Raw genomic sequence first — 16,229 nt, 5'->3', positions numbered from 1 at the left:
CCCACAAGCCATAATCGTTAGCACAGCTTAAGCTTGTTCATATTTCCAACGGATGATTAGGTGAGCAAGTTCAATAACTATTAAATAGTTGATTTAGACGAGCAGTACTTTTCTATACTTTGATAGTTATTTTTTTCCTCATACAGATGACAGTCTTTAGTTACCTTCTGAATTAATTCCCAGTTAAAGGTACAGTCAGGATAAAGATAATCACCCCAATTTTCTACCAAACTATCGTGAGCCAAACGCAAGTTATACCAAGGAATCCCTGTAGTTAGGTGATGAGGAATATGCACGTTAATATCGTGACAAAGAAACTCTACCCACCAAGGATACTTACAGTTGACAGTACCCGATAGTTGAGCGCGGGCTTCATTCCATTCATTTTCTGCCTTGAAAGGAATTTCAGGCATAGTGTGATGGAACATGGTGAAGGTACTCATCCAGAAATGATATACCAACCAAGGCATAAGCCAAAACTTAACTAAGCCAACAAATCCTGTAGTGATAAACAAAGTGGAATATACAATACCACCGCCAATTAGAACTACTAGTACTGATAAGCGAACCTGTTCTCTTTGTTTACCTTCAAATTTACTCCAAATAAAGTGCAGTTTTGCCCAATGTATAATTGAACCAAATCCCCAAAACCAACCGCGCATTCGACGATATAGCCACTGTATAGTGGAAGAACAATTATCATACGTCTCAGGAGTAAAAGGAGCCCAGGCGTTATCCACATCCAGCTTATTTGTATGCTTGTGATGATAGTTATGTAAGATACGCCAAGCATGGAAGGGATAAATAATTGGCAAAGTCATAACGTGTCCTACTAAATCGTTTACCCAAATACGGTTAGAGAAGGAACGATGACCACAGTCATGGGCGATGACGAAAAAGCCTTGTAAGCTTGTGCCTAAAAATATCCAAGCAACAGGTAGTAAATACCAGGGTGAAACTGCCACTGTCCAGTAGCCTACAGCAACACACAAGACATTAATAACTAGCTTTGACCATGTCTTACGAGGATTTTTAATAAAAACTTCTTTAGGTAGTGTGTTGATAATATCTCTAAGTTTGATATTGTCATCTAATTGGGTCGATTTTAAACTTTTTGGCGATGCTGGTAATGTTGCTGTCATAGAATCTGTGTTAATGATCTAAATATTGTGTTTTTAATCGCCTGTAGACGATCTGACCGAACAATTTGTCTCTAAGAACGTTTACTTAATGTGCATGAAAACCGTCCCACTCAAAAAAATGCGTGAGAAGAAGAATAAATATGCGATTCCTGGTAGCAACAGCGAGTTAATCTGGGACTATTCCAGGAATATTACAAAATATTGCTTTTATTTCACAATCCTTAATATTTATAGCATAGTTACGTAACTTATAAAGCAACAGCCTCCATCATTTGAATTTGATAGGTTGTTTAGTTTGGGCAATCTACAAGATATAGATAAAATATAGACTTGCATTCCTATCTGTATTTGATTTTGTCTACCCAAAGAAAGCTTAATGACTGAAGCCACGGCTACTCGTCAGCCACAACCTACTCAAAAAAAAGCAACCTTGTTTTATCAAGTTGCTATGTCCCAACCTGCTTCTCACCTATTTGAAGTCAGCTTACAAGTAAAAAATTGGCAGTCAACAAGCTTGGATCTCAAAATGCCAGTTTGGACTCCTGGTTCTTATTTAGTAAGAGAATATGCTAGACACGTACAAGATTTTGTGGCGCAAGATAGCAACAAACAGAATTTAACTTGTCAAAAAATCAGTAAAAATCATTGGCAGGTAGCAACAAAAGACTGTTCGGAAATAACAGTTAGCTATCGTATCTTTGCCAATGAATTAACGGTACGCACCAATCATTTAGATGCTACTCATGGCTATTTTAATGGTGCAGCTTTGTTCTTTTATGTGCCTGGATTAGAACAACAGCCAATTACAGTCAAAATTATAACTCCACAGTCGGATTGGCAGGTTACGACAACCTTGCCCAAAATAGAAGCAGAAACCAATACTTTTGTTGCCCCAGATTTTGACACGTTGGTCGATACTCCTGTAGAAGTAGGGACACAGCAGGTACATAGTTTTGAGGTGCTAAATAAGCCTCATTCTTTAGCTATTTGGAGTGAAGGTAACGCCAACCCTGAACAAATAATTGCCGATACCAAAAAGATCATTGAAGTAGAAGCCGAGATGTTTGGCGGTTTACCTTATGAACAGTATTTGTTTCTGCTACACCTCTCAGGAAGTGGCTACGGAGGTTTGGAACACAAGGATAGCTGTACTTTAAATTATCCTCGATTTGGGTTTCGCGATCGCGAGAAATACGAACGTTTTATGCAGTTAGTGGCACACGAATTTTTCCATCTGTGGAACGTAAAACGCATCCGCCCCAAGGCTTTAGAAGTATTTGATTACGATGCAGAAAACTACACTACTTCTCTGTGGTTTTGCGAAGGAACAACTAGCTATTACGATCTTTTAATTCCTTTACGGGCAGGAATATATAATCGTCAAACCTGTCTAAAAAACCTGAGTAAAGATCTTACTAAGTACCTTAATACCCAAGGACGCAAAGTTCAACCATTGGGAGAGTCTAGCTATGATGCCTGGATTAAACTCTATCGTCGCGATGCCAATAGCGATAATAATCAGATTTCCTATTACCTCAAAGGGCAATTTGTCTCTCTGCTGCTAGATCTAATAATTCGAGCTAAACATAATAATAAGCGATCGCTCGATAATGTGATGCAGCTAATGTGGCAGCGTTTTGGACAGGATGAAATAGGCTTTAGTGAAACTCAATTAAGAGAAGTGATAGCCGAAGTTGCCGAAGAAAACTTAGATGATTTTTTCTCTCGCTATATTGAAACTACGGTCGAATTACCTTTGGATGACTACTTTGAACCCTTTGGCTTATACTTGAAAGCTATTACCGAATCAGACACGCCCTATATAGGAATCAAAGTACAGTCGGAGAATAATAGAGAAATAATTAAATTTGTTGCTGCCGAATCTCCTGCAAGCAAAGCGGGAATTGATGCTGATGATGAGCTATTAGCAATCAACGGAATTAAAGTTACTGCTGAATCTCTTAATGAACGGTTAAAAGACCATCAGGTTAAAGATACAATCGAAATTACAGTTTTTCATCAAGATCGACTTAAAACCTTGCCCGTTACCTTGAGTGAATCTCAACCCAGCCGTTATGAAGTAGCAGTTAAAAGTAACTTGTCCGAAGTACAGCAGCAAAATTTAACTGGATGGCTTGGGGAACAATGATCGATTATCTTTGACCAATGATCGATAATAGGGTGGGCATAAAATACAATTCTGCTCGTTATAAAAATACATTTATTAATGCCCACCAAGTAATTAATAATCAATTAATAATCAAGCAATTATGCACAATTTTTTAGAAATCGCTTATTTTCAAAATCAGTTTGTTCCTTTCAAAGAAGCAAATATTTCCATTGCTACCCATGCTCTACACTATGGAACAGGAGCTTTTGGGGGCATGAGAGGTATTCCTAACCCAGACAATCCTGAGCAAATACTATTATTTAGACTCGATCGCCATTGTAAAAGATTGAGCGAAAGTGCCAAGCTACTAAATTATGATTTACCCGCAGATAAAATTCAACACGTAATTATTAATTTTGTTCAAAAAAACAAACCTGAAAAACCATTTTATATTCGACCTTTTGTTTATACTTCTGATTTAGGTATTGCACCCCGACTGCATAAAATTAAAAAAGATTTCTTTATTTATGGTCTAGAACTTGGAGACTATTTACCGCCTGAAGGGATTAGCTGCCGTATTAGTTCTTGGTATCGCCAGGAAGATCGCAGTTTGCCACTACGGGGTAAAATTAGCGGTGCTTATATTACTTCTTCTTTAGCTAAAACTGAAGCCGTAGAGTCGGGTTTTGATGAAGCGATTTTAATGAACTCCCAAGGTAAAATTTGTGAAGCTTCAGGAATGAATATATTTATGGTACGCAATGGTAAATTGATCACTCCTGGGTTCAATCAAGACATTTTAGAGGGCATTACCAGAGATAGCATCTTAACTATCGCTAAAGATTTAGATATAGAAACCGAAGAAAGAGCGATCGATAAAACTGAATTATTAATTGCTGAAGAAGTGTTTTTAAGCGGAACAGCAGCCAAGGTAACTCCCGTAAAACAAATCGAAAGCTATCACCTGACAACAGATAGACCAATTACCGAGAAAATAAAGCACAAGCTAACAGCAATTACTGAAAATAAAGAACCAAAATATCAGAATTGGGTTTATAAAGTAGATTGTTAAATTAAATAGCTAGACAAAATTGATGAACAAGATAACAAAAAAGATCGCTATATTTTGTATGGCGATTGCGAAGCTAGCCGTAGGCATCGCTTGCTTTGTGTATACTTTCTGGCAAGTCACAGATCCAGCTTTAACTGTGCCAAAAACAATCTTGAATTCAGCAGTTGCTTTAGATACACCCCAAAAGATAAACTTTGCACAGTACTTTCAGCAATCAGGGGTTGAAGGCTCGATCGCGATCTACGATGCTCAAAGCGATCGCACTTATCAATATAATCAACAGCGTAACGAAAAAGCTGTTTTACCTGCATCGACATTTAAAATTCTCAATTCTCTCATTTCTTTGGAGACTGAAGCCATTGATAATGAATTGGCAATTCTGACTTGGGATGGAATTTATCGACCAACAGTTGCCGAATGGAATCGAGATTTAAACATGAAAGAGGCGTTTAGGCTTTCGGCAGTTTGGTTTTACCAAGTGTTAGCCCGCCGAGTTGGACACGAGAAGATGCAAGCTTATGTTAGCAAATCAAATTATGGCAATCAAAATATTGGTAGCCCTGAAGATATCGACACATTCTGGTTGAAAGGCAAACTGAGAATTTCACCTCTAGAGCAAATTCAGTTTCTGCGCCGTTTATATAATAACAATTTACCCTTTTCAGAGCGATCGCTGGCAATTACCAAAGATATCATGATCGTTGAACAAACTCCAGACTATACCATTCGAGCTAAAACGGGCTTAATTGGTTTTGAAGACAAAACCCCACCGCAGATTGGCTGGTATGTTGGTTACTTAGAAAAAGGAAAAGATGTTTACTTTTTTGCTACTAATATTGATGTTCGTGAAGACAAGGATTTAGCAGCACGGATTGATTTAACACGCCGTTGTTTTGAGGAGTTGGAATTATTATAATTTGGATCTTAGTTGATTAAAAACGAATAAACAAAATTAGCTATTAAAGATAGTGCGATCGCTAATACCGCACCACCAATTACTTTAAGCCAACCGAGTAATGATTCAATATTAGTTAGCCTTTGATCTATGTTGTTTAGTCTTTGGTCTATGTTGTCTAGCTTTTGGGTATTTTGTTTAACAGCAACCTCTATAACAGCAACTTTCTCAATATTTTTAACAAGCTGGTTTAGTATTGCACCCTCATATTGAGCCTTGGTTTCTGGATTAGTCATTATTGCTATGTTGTAATTTGAATTGTGAAAAAAATTCCTCTCATTCTTTTTTGGAATTCATATCATTATTAGTAAATTAGATTACGGCTAACTCTCAACAAGTAAGAAGAGTAACTGCATTAAAACTTAGCATATTACAAGATTAGAGAAAAATCTAAAAATTAAATATAGTGACAGCTTGCCTTAGAAGGTGACAATTTGCGATAGATTAAATCAGGTAGTGGTAGCCAATTATACGATAAACCTGAGAGCAAAAAGATGAGCAAAACTGTTGCTGAGATTATGACAGTCAATCCGACTACGGTATCTCCTGAGACATCACTAGAAGAAGCGATTCAAATTCTAGCTGAAAAAGAAATCAGTGGTTTACCTGTGGTAAATGAAGAGGGAGAGCTAGTAGGAATCATATCCGAGACTGATCTAACCTGGCAGGCTACAGGAGTAGAAACACCGCCTTATGTTATGTTTCTCGATAGCGTAATTTATCTGCAAAATCCTGCAAAACACAATCAAGAAGTACACAAAGCTTTAGGGCAGACTGTAAGTGAAGCTATGAGCGATCGCCCGACAACGGTAAAAGGCAATCAGCTAGTGCGGGAAGCAGCCAAAATTATGCACGATAAGAAGTTACGACGTTTGCCAGTGGTAGATGATAATTCTAAGTTAATCGGCATGATTACTCAAGGTGACGTAATTAAGATGATGGCAGCCGAATGATCTAGTTTTGCTTTGCTTGAGTAACAAGTAATAAGTAACGAATAATAAGTTAGATCTTGTCAAAGTTCTAAGTCAGATTAGTAAGTATGCTGGTTAAAGTCTATATTTACTAAAATTGTTTTTTACTTTTTTTAAAACCAACTTTAAATCTAATAATTTTAATCATGACTATTACCCCAGAATCAGTTAAGACTCTGCTAAATTCCGAAGACTTTGGCGAGCGCATTAGAGGTTTAAATCAACTACGTCAAATTGACATAGAAACAGCCTTTGCCATGGTGCAGCCCATGATTACCGATGATAATACTCGCGTGCGCTATGCAGCAGTTAGTCAGCTAGATACTCTGGGGATAAATGATAAAGATACTTCTTTAGAAATCTTACGCGATCGCCTGTTTAACGATCCCGAGCCAGATGTACAAGCAGCAGCAGCAGACGCGATTGGTGGTTTAAAGCTTGTTGAAGCCTATGAAGATTTAGCTAATATATATCATGATACATCGGAATGGTTGGTGCAGTTTAGTATCATTGCTGCTTTAGGCGAATTGGGCGATCCTCGTGGCTTCGATCTCCTAAAAGAGGCTCTTGACTCGGAAAATAATCTCTTGCAAACCGCAGCCATTGGCTCAATGGGAGAATTGGGCGATACACGAGCTATCCCTTTACTGGCTGCTTTTGCCGATAATGAAGACTGGCAAATACGTTACCGCCTTGTACAGGCTTTAGGTAGATTGGGGGGAGAAGAAGCCAAGTCAATAATTACAAAGTTGGCAGATGATGAATTTGAGCAGGTTGCTAAAGAAGCGAAAAATAATCTTTGATAGAGCGATCGCAATCAAAGTAGAGCGATAAAGCTATGCGATCGCTCTTTGTTTCATCTCTATTAATTATTTAAGTTCTCTTATTTGCAAATGAAGTCAAGCGATCGCACTACCGCACTACTTTTAATAATCCAGCAGAGAAATAGCTTTATTTTTAATTCCGTTGACATCAATCAAGTTTAATAATTCTGGTTGATCATAAGCACCTCCAAAGGCTTCTATTGCTGCACCTTCAAGAGCAAGTTCAAACGCGTCATCAATTATCTCGATTAAGTCTGCTTTCTTGGCATAATATCCGCCAAATTTTCTGCGCCTGTTTGTTCTATTTATCTGCTTAACTGAATTATTAATCGATAGCTTCCAAGATTTAGTCAATCGTTTTTCAGCCTCTTCTTTGATTAAATGGAGAAGCAATACAACCATGTAACTAAATATTTTGTTGAATTTAGCTTCTACAGACATTTCGTCTAACTCATCAACAATTTGCAAAGCCGTCACAAAGTCATGTTTTTCGATGCTTTCTCGTAGCTGTATAAGTTCTTCCATTAGACTTATATTGAGTTATTTATAACTTGGTGAATAGCTGTATTTTACGGCGTTGCTGATTTAATGTCTCAAATCAGAAGTAATACTGCTCATAGTAATTAGTAATTAGTAATTAGTCCCTGCGGGGGGTACCCCTTGGCTAGTAGTTAATTTGGTAGTGCTAAAAACTAACGACTAACAACTAAAAACTTGTTTGACATTTCGTAAATTCCTACTTCCTTCTTACGAAGTTTGCTCGCCCTCGACAATAACCTCAACGGGGGGAACCCCCGCAACGGTTTTGTCTCGCAACGGGGGGAACCCCCGCAACGCAACTTCGCGCTACTTCCTACTTAATAGTTTTTGTGTCCTCACCTAATTTTGTACGGCTATATGTGCTATTTTTTCTAAAGTTTAGGGTGTTATAAAATGGTAGCGTCGAGAGAAAATCAGCTAACAAAGCCAAAGTTAGAACAGGCGATCGCTCGTAGTCAAGAGCATTTACTTGCTCTCCAGCATTCAGAGGGTTATTGGTGGGGAGAATTGGAGTCTAACGTTACTATTACCTCCGAAGTTGTCTTGCTGCATAAGATTTGGCAGACAGATAAGACTAGACCTCTAGCTAAAGCCGAGAAATACTTGCGATCGCAACAGCGCAAACATGGTGGCTGGGAACTATATTATGCTGATGGGGGCGATCTTTCTACTTCGGTAGAATCATATATGGCACTGCGTTTGTTGGGCGTATCGGCAGCCGATCCTGCCTTGGTTAAAGCCAAGGGATTTATACTCCAGCAGGGTGGCATTAGCCAAACCCGTATCTTTACAAAGCTGCACCTGGCTTTGATTGGTTGCTATGACTGGCAAGGTTTACCCTCAATTCCTCCCTGGATTATGCTTCTGCCAGAACAATCTCCCTTCACAATCTACGAAATGTCTAGCTGGGCAAGGGGTAGCACCGTACCTTTGTTAATTGTCTTTGATCGCAAGCCTGTATTTAAGCTGGATACGCCGATTAACTTAGATGAATTATACGCGGAGGGAATTGCTAATGTGCGTTACGAATTACCCCGCAGTAACGACTGGACGGACATATTCTTAACTTTAGATAATGCTTTTAAACTAGCTGAGAATTTAAATTTAGTACCTTGGCGGTCAGAGGGAATTGCTGCTGCACAAAAATGGATCTTAGAAAGACAAGAGGCGACTGGCGACTGGGGCGGAATTATTCCTGCTATGCTTAACTCTCTTTTAGCTTTACGCACTCTAGATTACGATGTCAACGACCCAGTTATTCAGCGAGGTTTAACCGCCGTTGATAATTTTGCCATAGAAACGGAAAACAGTTATCGTCTTCAGCCCTGTATTTCTCCTGTGTGGGACACTGCCTGGTGTTTACGCGCTTTGGTAGAGTCAGGAATTGCCCCCGACCATCCAGCTTTAGTCAAGGCAGGAGAATGGTTACTAGATAAGCAAATTTTAGATTATGGCGATTGGGCAGTAAAAAACAAAGATATAACTCCTGGTGGCTGGGCTTTTGAATTTGATAATCGCTTTTATCCCGATTTAGATGACTCGGCGGTGGTGGTCATGGGCTTATCTCAAGTCAAGCTTACTAATGAAGCACAGAAACAAAAAGCGATCGCCCGTTGCCTTAACTGGATAGCAACTATGCAGTGTAAACCTGGAGGCTGGGCAGCTTTCGATCTCGATAACGACCAAGATTGGATTAACTCAATTCCCTATGGCGACTTAAAAGCCATGATCGATCCTAATACTGCTGATGTTACCGCCAGGGTATTAGAAATGTTAGGAGAATGCAGTCTATCAATGGATGATGGGCAAGTTCAAAAAGCGATCGCATATTTAGTTAAAGAGCAAGAAACCGACGGTAGCTGGTTTGGACGTTGGGGGGTCAACTATATTTACGGTACAAGCGGGGTCTTATCTGCCCTGAGTCTCATTGCACCCACACGCTGCAAGTTTCAGATTCAGAAAGGCGCAGCTTGGTTAGTTAGCTGTCAAAATTTCGACGGTGGTTGGGGCGAAACCTGTGCTAGCTATGATGATCCAAGTTTAAAAGGCATCGGAATTAGTACCGCTTCGCAAACAGCCTGGGCATTAATTGGTTTGATAGCAGCAGCAGAATCAACCCAGTTTACAGCACAGCCAGCCATTGCTCAAGGGATAGCATATTTGCTACAAACACAACGCTCAGATGGCACTTGGGAAGAAGATCGGTTTACAGGTACTGGTTTTCCCTGCCACTTTTATTTGAAATATCATCTTTATCAACAATACTTTCCTCTTCAGGCACTAGCTAGATACAAGAAATTAAGAATGTAAAGGCGATTCGCAATGTAAGGGCGATTCGTGAGGCAGTGCGTTGGGAAGGCGCGTTTTGCGAGACAGTTGCGTTGCGGGGGTTCCCCCCGTTGAGCAAACTGTCGAGGTTGGGACAGAATCTTCTGACCCAAAAGCCGCCATCGGTTTCACCGACTTGAGCGCGAGATTCGCGGAATTTAGTTCCGCTTGAATAATCGCGCTGTTGAAGCAACTGCCGAACCCGAAGGGCGAATCGCCCCTACTACAAACAAAAATAAATTGTTGTCCCGCGATCGCATTCTCCTTTTGCCCAGACCTTACCCCCGTGACGATATACAATGCGCTGTACGGTAGCTAAACCGATGCCTGTCCCAGGGAATTCTGCTTGACTATGGAGTCGTTGAAAAGCAGTAAATAGCTTATCGGCATAGTCTTGATCGAAACCCGCACCATTATCCCGCACGTAGAAAGCGGTTTGTTCTCCATTGGCAGTCAAAACATCAAATTCGATTTTTGCCAGCGATCGCTTGGAGGTGTATTTCCAGGCATTATGGAGCAAATTATCTAAGACAATTTTAAGTAATTGAGGATCTCCTTGTGCCTTAAGATCGGGAGCAATTTTTATTTCTACCTGGCGGTCGGGATTTTGTGTTTGCAACTCTTCAATAATATTCTGGGCAATCTGACTAAGATTAACCTCAATCGACTTCATTTCGCTGCGAGTTACCCTAGACAACTCCAATAAAGCGTCTATCAAATTACTCATCTTTTGACTGTTGGCTTGAATCCTTTCCAAATAGTGTCTGGCGTGATCGTTTAGATCGGGCTGGCACGTTGACCACAGCACCTGGCTAAAGCCATTTATAATTCTCAGGGGTGACTGTAAATCGTGAGATACAGAATAGGAGAAAGATTCTAATTCTCTATTGGCAGCCTCTAGCTGAAGACTACGCTGTGAAAGAGCTTTTTGAGTAGCAGCTATATTTTGAACATCATTAAGGGTATGAAGTAGTGCATATATTTCTCCCTCATCATTCTTAATCGGCGTTACGGTAGTATCAAAATAGTGAACTCCATCGGCAAGTTTTACTTCTTCTTGCAAATGAAACACCTTGTTATGGGTCAATACCTGTTGCTGTTGCCAAATTATTTGGCGAGTATATTCTGGCGAAAAACATTCGGCGATCGCTTTCCCTTTTGCGACTTGATGATCGACTAAGCCCAGACTTTTTGCTAAAGCCTTATTTGAAAAGGAAATAGTTCTGGTGGATACGTCTACTACAAACAGGTAATAGGGGACTAGACTCAGTAAAGTCTCTAGCTTTTCGACATATTGTGCTGTGTTTTGCGGTTGATCCTGATTGGTAACCTGCCTAGGTTTTCTCCGTGAAGTCAGTTTATGTTCAGTAATATCGCTCATCACACTTCAATTAACATAATTTATTGATTCTTTCGTTAGCTAAATGCAGCTTTAGCAGTAAAGATTCTCTTTCCTAACCTTAAATAAAAAACTTTATCTTAAAATAATATTCTAAATTATGTTGAATTAAAAAATACTAATTTAAGCGAAAAGTAGCATATTCTATAAAGTATCAGGAAAAGCGAATGATTTTATATTTATATGCTTAATCTAGTAGACTTGGACGTAAATGAATTCGCCATTTATTTAATTTGAAACCCTAACCATATTTAACTTCCCTACAGGCGAACAGCCGTTCGCCCCTACTTCCTACTTTCTACAAAAAGCGAAGCGATACTAGATGATTGATCTATTAGCTAGAAATTCTTCAAATACTTCTTAAAGCAACTATAGGATCGAGCTTGGCTGCTGCCCTAGCAGGGAAAACTCCAAAAGAAAGACCAATTATTCCCGAAACCCCCACAGCAAGTACAATGGCTACTGGAGAAATAGTTGGTGCCAGGGGAGAAAATGTACCCACTAAAACAATTCCTGTGACACCAACTACAGTACCGATCGCGCCACCGGCTGCCGAAAGAATTGTTGCTTCAATCAAAAACTGCCACAAGATATCTCCTTCCTTGGCACCGATCGCTTTACGCAAGCCAATTTCTTTTGTCCTTTCTGTTACCGCTACCAGCATAATATTCATTACCCCAATGCCGCCGACTAGCAAAGAAATAGCGGCAGTCGCAGCCAGCAAGACAGTTAAACCACTGGTAATAGTATCCACAATCTGTAATACGTCTTTTTGGGTACCAACGCTAAAATCATCTTGACCAGTAATTTTGTGACGCAACCGCAAAAGATTTTCAATTTGTAGCTTGGCGGCACGAATACTATCTTCATCTTTAGCAGCAATGGAAATAACGCTTACCTGAGTCCCATAGGGAGAAGTATCGCCGACAATTTGACTTGCCATCGTGGTCAGGGGAATATATACGGTGCGGTCTTGATTGCTACCCAAAAAAGCTCCTTTAGCTTCTAAGACTCCAATCACCTCCAGGTTAATGTTTTTGACTTTCATCTTCTTACCTAAAGGATTTTGTTGTCCAAAGAACCTTTCGGCTATTTCTGAACCCAAAACCACTACTCGCTGATTGCGCTTGACATCTTCATCATTAAAGAATCTGCCTCGATCCACCTCAAAACTTCTGACCGTCAAATATTCAGGGGTAGTACCTATTACTTGTTCGCTGCTGTTACGATTACGATAGGTAATTAGGCTATTGGCACTAATTTGGGGAGCAACTTCTTTAACGCTAGGTACTTGGTCGGCAATGGCGATCGCATCATCCCAAACTAGAGTTTTTGGTTGGCTAAAGGTAGTGCGTCTCTCTTCTGACGATCCTGCTGAGACAAACATCACATTAGGACCGAGGGATTCAAACTGTTCTGAAGCTAGATTTTTTGCCCCTTGTCCTACTCCCACCATGGCAATTACCGAAGCGTTGCCGATAATGATGCCCAACATTGTCAAACTACTACGCATCTTATTGGCAACTAGAGTAGAAGTTGCCATCTTCAAGCTTTCAAATATGTTCATTCTCTAAGTCAGCCCCTAAATTAAGATGAGGTTGCCTGAATTTCTGCTTCGGTTATCTCTCTAAATCGTACTTCATCTCGTTGAGGATCGGCACGAGTCACCTGCATTTCTAAGCGATCGCCTAAAGCTACAGGGCGATCGAAGCGATGGGGCAATTCCATACCCAGATCTTCAATTAAAACCAGACCTAAGTTTTCATCTTCCCTTAGCCAGCGCAAGACCAAGACATCCCAGACGCATTCGGCGTTACGTCGCAGATATTCTAGTCCCCAGTAGCGGTTAGTTTGACGCTCTACTAAAGTTGCTTCATAGGATGAACTGCTAACGCTATAGACAATTTCCTGTAATTCTTCGCGTGAAAAAGGTAATTCTTCGCCTTGGAGATGAGCTTTGATTTGAAAATGCGCTAAAAGATCTGTATAACGGCGGATCGGCGACGTTACCTGAACATAGCTATCTAAACCCAAACTAGCGTGACGAATCGGCGACATACTCATCTCACTACGAGGCATACAGCTACGCAAAGCACAAAAGCGAGTAGGCCCTGGAGGAAGTTGGAGCAACTCTTCTTCTGAGGGTAATTCTGGCTGTGGCTGACCTCTGTAGGGCAAAGGCAAGTTATGTTCTGTTCCATATTTCCCGCCAATCTGACCTGCTAGGATCATCATTTCCGCAACTAGCTGACGCGAGAGAGAGCTATCAATCAGTTCAATAGTTACTTCTTCGTTATCTTTAACTTTGATAACTGACTCTGGCATTTTGATTTGAATCGAGCCTTGAGATTTGCGCCATTCTCTTCTTAACTGTGACTTTTGAGCCAAATCGGGAATTTCGGGTTCATTCTGTATTCCTAGCTGCAACATCTCATCCACATCATCGTAGGTAAGACGATAAGTGGGCTTAATTAAACTTGAATGAATTTCGTATTCTTGAATTCCTCCTGTTTGATCTAGCACCACCCCAAAACTGAGAGCGCAGCACACTTGTCCTTCTACCAAGCTCATTGGTCCTGTTGCTAAATCCGTCGGGAACATAGAAACCATGCCTGTAGGCAAATAAAGGCTAGTGCTACGACGACGAGCCTCTAAATCTAGTTCATCTTCTGGCTCAACTAAGCGAGTCGGATCGGCAATATGAACCCAAATTTTGGCTGTACCATTAGCTAAATATTCGATGCTCAGACCATCATCTATTTCAGTGGTGCTTTCATCATCAATGGTACAAACTTTGAGATAAGTCAAATCTAAACGATTGTCGTCGGCTTCGGCGGGATCTAATTGAAGACGAGGCTGCACCACATCAAGCACCTTTCTAGAGAAGTTTATCGGATAAGAACTGCGACGCAAAAATAAATTTTCATGCTCACTCCACCATCCTATATCCACTAATAATTGAAAAGCTGCCTGGGCATCATAATTTTTGCCAACTTCTTTAAGTATTTCTTGGACAGCTTTAGGGGCATTGTCAGCTTGAAGGGCAAGTTTTTCAATCGATTCTAAACGAAGGCGATCGCTTTCACTCCATGCAATTTCTTTTCCTTCTAGAGCTTCTTTGACATGAGTAACAAACTCTTCTTTCTGACGATCCTTTTGTTCTTGAACCTCTAGCTGGTGCTTAATCTCTTCAACCTGAGATTCTGGTCTTGGTTCGTAGCGATCGGCTTTTTGCTTGAAATATATTTTGTCTTGACTCAAAAGAGAATGAGCAGCATAACAAGGTGCTGGACTTTGATCGGAAAATAACAGTTCCGCCATTTGTTGTGGAGTAACGGTGCTGCTATCTTCGACTAATACTTCCCAGGCTATTTCTAGACTATCAGGGTCTAAATAAGATTCAGCTTCTGCTAAGAAGCTGGGGATCTCCGCAGGTTCACAAAGAACTCCTTCTACGGTGTAATCAACTCTTTGGGGACGTATCTTGTGAGATTGTCCCCCTGCATCAACTACGATCCAATCCTTTTTTCCTTCTGGTCTTTCGGCAACTGCAAGACGACGTTCTCCTTGCACTCTGAATTCAATCAGCTTTCCTTGTTCCACCAGCTTTGTACTTGATTACGACAGTAAACTCTATTTTACTTGCTTTAGTTTACTTTTCGTTGACTTTTTATTGCCATTAAACTGCAAAAATAAGGGTTATTTAAGCTTCTGCATTTACAAAAGGTAATAAAGCGATCGCTCTGGCTCTTTTTACCGCCACAGTTAAATCTCTTTGCTGTTGTGCAGTCAAACCAGTGATCCGACGGGGCAAAATTTTGCCTCTTTCAGTGATAAATTTACGCAGCAATTCTATGTCCTTATAATCGATAGGATCGCTAGGTTTAATGGGGGAAAGACGTTTACGATAATATGCCATGATGATTCAATAAGTTATTCAGTTGATTTAGTTCAAGAAATTACTTAATTTCTTTATGAACAGTGTGGGTGTTGCAATGAGTACAGAATTTTTTCAATTCCATTCTGCCTGTAGTGTTGCGACGGTTTTTGGTTGTGGTATATCTAGATACACCAGGCGATCGCTTATTGGTATTGGTGCGACACTCCGTGCATTCTAAAGTAATAACTATCCGAACGCCTTTCTTGCTTGCCATGATTTTTGCTCAGGGATTATCTATCTATATATTTTTATGTCTACTTATATACTGACCAACGGTTAGAAAGCATCTCTAATCGCGGTATTGACACGCAGCTTACTATTTTCGCATACTACGCTGAATTTGACCAAATATTTTTTTAAGTCTTAAGTCTAAGGAAAAACCTCTTTCTGTTTGTACCATAAAAGTCTGTGCCACTCGGTCATGCCCAGCTAAGTTCGCCTCTTCATCTAGTAAGGATATAGAGCAATCTATCGCCAAAGGACTAAGCAGAAGCAATACAGACAAACCATTCGTAAAATTTTGTAATCCTGCGATCGCCAAAGCTGCAAACACACCTACCATTATCTCTCGTTTTAATAAGCTCATCAAATCGGGGACTCGATTAAAGCGCGGATCGATGACTTTGATATCAAATGCCCATTTGCCCAAGCTTTGACCTTTATTTTTTTCCACGATCAGCACTCGCATAATCAACCAAAGGGGTAAAAATACCAGCCACTGAACATACAGATTAGAGGCAAAAAAGGAGCTTATAAACCAAATGCTCAGAAAGTCGCTCGCAAATGCCCATACTCGTCTAACTATGGGAACTTTAGGATATTTTTTATAATCAGGTTTATCAAGTCGATAATCGTCGTACATGATTTAAGATAGTTTGTTTTTATTAAGGATTTCTTTAAGGTCTGATTCTATCTGTATGTTGCTCATTGCTATAATTTGCTTAAGTT

General features: G+C 40.1%; 15 protein-coding genes. 6 read left to right on the top strand and 9 right to left on the bottom strand.

Annotated features, from left to right (window positions below; genetic code table 11):
- Window positions 1–80: 80 nt before the first annotated feature.
- Entirely contained in the window at window positions 81–1,142 is a 1,062-nt protein-coding gene (locus SLP02_RS15360; RefSeq protein WP_319421562.1) for a fatty acid desaturase, read from the bottom strand.
- Window positions 1,143–1,518: 376 nt separating this feature from the next.
- Between SLP02_RS15360 and SLP02_RS15355 the strand changes: the two genes are divergently transcribed.
- The 3 genes from SLP02_RS15355 to blaOXA all read left to right on the top strand — a co-directional run bounded on the left by SLP02_RS15355 (window position 1,519) and on the right by blaOXA (window position 5,240).
- On the top strand, window positions 1,519–3,291 hold the full coding sequence (locus SLP02_RS15355; RefSeq protein ID WP_319421561.1) for a M61 family metallopeptidase: 1,773 nt from the start codon (window positions 1,519–1,521) through the stop codon (window positions 3,289–3,291).
- A gap of 121 nt (window positions 3,292–3,412) precedes the next feature.
- Complete coding sequence (locus SLP02_RS15350) at window positions 3,413–4,324, top strand: branched-chain amino acid transaminase (RefSeq protein ID WP_319421560.1); 912 nt, start codon at window positions 3,413–3,415, stop codon at window positions 4,322–4,324.
- A 22-nt stretch (window positions 4,325–4,346) separates the two neighbouring features.
- The gene (gene blaOXA, locus SLP02_RS15345) at window positions 4,347–5,240 is read left to right on the top strand and encodes a class D beta-lactamase (RefSeq protein WP_319421559.1); all 894 of its coding nucleotides are present in this window, start codon (window positions 4,347–4,349) and stop codon (window positions 5,238–5,240) included.
- Window positions 5,241–5,248: 8 nt separating this feature from the next.
- Here the strand turns inward: blaOXA and SLP02_RS15340 are convergent, their stop codons facing one another.
- Window positions 5,249–5,515 (bottom strand): hypothetical protein, encoded by a 267-nt coding sequence (locus tag SLP02_RS15340; RefSeq protein ID WP_319421558.1) that lies wholly within the window; start codon window positions 5,513–5,515, stop codon window positions 5,249–5,251.
- Between the two features lie 258 nt (window positions 5,516–5,773).
- Between SLP02_RS15340 and SLP02_RS15335 the strand changes: the two genes are divergently transcribed.
- Window positions 5,774–6,232 (top strand): CBS domain-containing protein, encoded by a 459-nt coding sequence (locus SLP02_RS15335; protein ID WP_319421557.1) that lies wholly within the window; start codon window positions 5,774–5,776, stop codon window positions 6,230–6,232.
- A 164-nt stretch (window positions 6,233–6,396) separates the two neighbouring features.
- Window positions 6,397–7,053 carry a phycobilisome degradation protein NblB gene (gene nblB, locus SLP02_RS15330; RefSeq protein ID WP_319421556.1) on the top strand — a complete coding sequence of 219 codons (657 nt, stop codon included), beginning with the start codon at window positions 6,397–6,399 and terminating at the stop codon, window positions 7,051–7,053.
- A 123-nt stretch (window positions 7,054–7,176) separates the two neighbouring features.
- Here nblB and SLP02_RS15325 read toward each other — a convergent pair whose 3' ends face one another.
- Window positions 7,177–7,599 carry a DUF29 family protein gene (locus SLP02_RS15325; RefSeq protein WP_319421555.1) on the bottom strand — a complete coding sequence of 141 codons (423 nt, stop codon included), beginning with the start codon at window positions 7,597–7,599 and terminating at the stop codon, window positions 7,177–7,179.
- Between the two features lie 408 nt (window positions 7,600–8,007).
- On the opposite strand from SLP02_RS15325, the gene shc reads away from it, so the two are divergent.
- Entirely contained in the window at window positions 8,008–9,924 is a 1,917-nt protein-coding gene (gene shc, locus SLP02_RS15320; RefSeq protein WP_319421554.1) for a squalene--hopene cyclase, read from the top strand.
- A gap of 241 nt (window positions 9,925–10,165) precedes the next feature.
- On the opposite strand, the gene SLP02_RS15315 is transcribed toward shc, so the two are convergent.
- The 6 genes from SLP02_RS15315 to SLP02_RS15290 form a co-directional block, all read right to left on the bottom strand.
- The gene (locus SLP02_RS15315) at window positions 10,166–11,323 is read right to left on the bottom strand and encodes an ATP-binding protein (RefSeq protein WP_319421553.1); all 1,158 of its coding nucleotides are present in this window, start codon (window positions 11,321–11,323) and stop codon (window positions 10,166–10,168) included.
- Window positions 11,324–11,690: 367 nt separating this feature from the next.
- A complete protein-coding gene (locus SLP02_RS15310; RefSeq protein WP_319421552.1) occupies window positions 11,691–12,908 on the bottom strand; it encodes an ABC transporter permease in 1,218 nt (405 codons plus the stop codon).
- Window positions 12,909–12,928: 20 nt separating this feature from the next.
- On the bottom strand, window positions 12,929–14,944 hold the full coding sequence (locus tag SLP02_RS15305; protein WP_319421551.1) for a ribonuclease R: 2,016 nt from the start codon (window positions 14,942–14,944) through the stop codon (window positions 12,929–12,931).
- Between the two features lie 100 nt (window positions 14,945–15,044).
- Entirely contained in the window at window positions 15,045–15,260 is a 216-nt protein-coding gene (gene rpsR, locus SLP02_RS15300; protein WP_413467209.1) for a 30S ribosomal protein S18, read from the bottom strand.
- Between the two features lie 40 nt (window positions 15,261–15,300).
- Window positions 15,301–15,495 carry a 50S ribosomal protein L33 gene (rpmG, locus tag SLP02_RS15295; RefSeq protein WP_319421550.1) on the bottom strand — a complete coding sequence of 65 codons (195 nt, stop codon included), beginning with the start codon at window positions 15,493–15,495 and terminating at the stop codon, window positions 15,301–15,303.
- A gap of 102 nt (window positions 15,496–15,597) precedes the next feature.
- Window positions 15,598–16,143: an RDD family protein gene (locus SLP02_RS15290; RefSeq protein WP_319421549.1), complete on the bottom strand. Its 546-nt coding sequence runs from the start codon at window positions 16,141–16,143 to the stop codon at window positions 15,598–15,600.
- Window positions 16,144–16,229: the final 86 nt, after the last annotated feature.

Origin of the sequence: Pleurocapsa sp. FMAR1, from assembly GCF_963665995.1 — a bacterium.
Taxonomy (GTDB): domain Bacteria; phylum Cyanobacteriota; class Cyanobacteriia; order Cyanobacteriales; family Xenococcaceae; genus Waterburya.
Note: the sequence above shows the minus strand (reverse complement) of the source record. Positions and strands in the feature narration are given on the sequence as shown.

What these genes read in the sequence shown, in the direction of transcription:
- SLP02_RS15360 (WP_319421562.1), bottom strand. Translation starts at nt 1,142, where the DNA reads ATGACAGCAACATTACCAGCATCGCCAAAAAGTTTAAAATCGACCCAA.
- SLP02_RS15315 (WP_319421553.1), bottom strand. Translation starts at nt 11,323, where the DNA reads ATGAGCGATATTACTGAACATAAACTGACTTCACGGAGAAAACCTAGG.
- blaOXA (WP_319421559.1), top strand. Translation starts at nt 4,347, where the DNA reads ATGAACAAGATAACAAAAAAGATCGCTATATTTTGTATGGCGATTGCG.
- shc (WP_319421554.1), top strand. Translation starts at nt 8,008, where the DNA reads ATGGTAGCGTCGAGAGAAAATCAGCTAACAAAGCCAAAGTTAGAACAG.
- SLP02_RS15340 (WP_319421558.1), bottom strand. Translation starts at nt 5,515, where the DNA reads ATGACTAATCCAGAAACCAAGGCTCAATATGAGGGTGCAATACTAAAC.
- SLP02_RS15310 (WP_319421552.1), bottom strand. Translation starts at nt 12,908, where the DNA reads ATGAACATATTTGAAAGCTTGAAGATGGCAACTTCTACTCTAGTTGCC.
- nblB (WP_319421556.1), top strand. Translation starts at nt 6,397, where the DNA reads ATGACTATTACCCCAGAATCAGTTAAGACTCTGCTAAATTCCGAAGAC.
- SLP02_RS15355 (WP_319421561.1), top strand. Translation starts at nt 1,519, where the DNA reads ATGACTGAAGCCACGGCTACTCGTCAGCCACAACCTACTCAAAAAAAA.
- SLP02_RS15290 (WP_319421549.1), bottom strand. Translation starts at nt 16,143, where the DNA reads ATGTACGACGATTATCGACTTGATAAACCTGATTATAAAAAATATCCT.
- rpsR (WP_413467209.1), bottom strand. Translation starts at nt 15,260, where the DNA reads ATGGCATATTATCGTAAACGTCTTTCCCCCATTAAACCTAGCGATCCT.
- rpmG (WP_319421550.1), bottom strand. Translation starts at nt 15,495, where the DNA reads ATGGCAAGCAAGAAAGGCGTTCGGATAGTTATTACTTTAGAATGCACG.
- SLP02_RS15325 (WP_319421555.1), bottom strand. Translation starts at nt 7,599, where the DNA reads ATGGAAGAACTTATACAGCTACGAGAAAGCATCGAAAAACATGACTTT.
- SLP02_RS15335 (WP_319421557.1), top strand. Translation starts at nt 5,774, where the DNA reads ATGAGCAAAACTGTTGCTGAGATTATGACAGTCAATCCGACTACGGTA.
- SLP02_RS15350 (WP_319421560.1), top strand. Translation starts at nt 3,413, where the DNA reads ATGCACAATTTTTTAGAAATCGCTTATTTTCAAAATCAGTTTGTTCCT.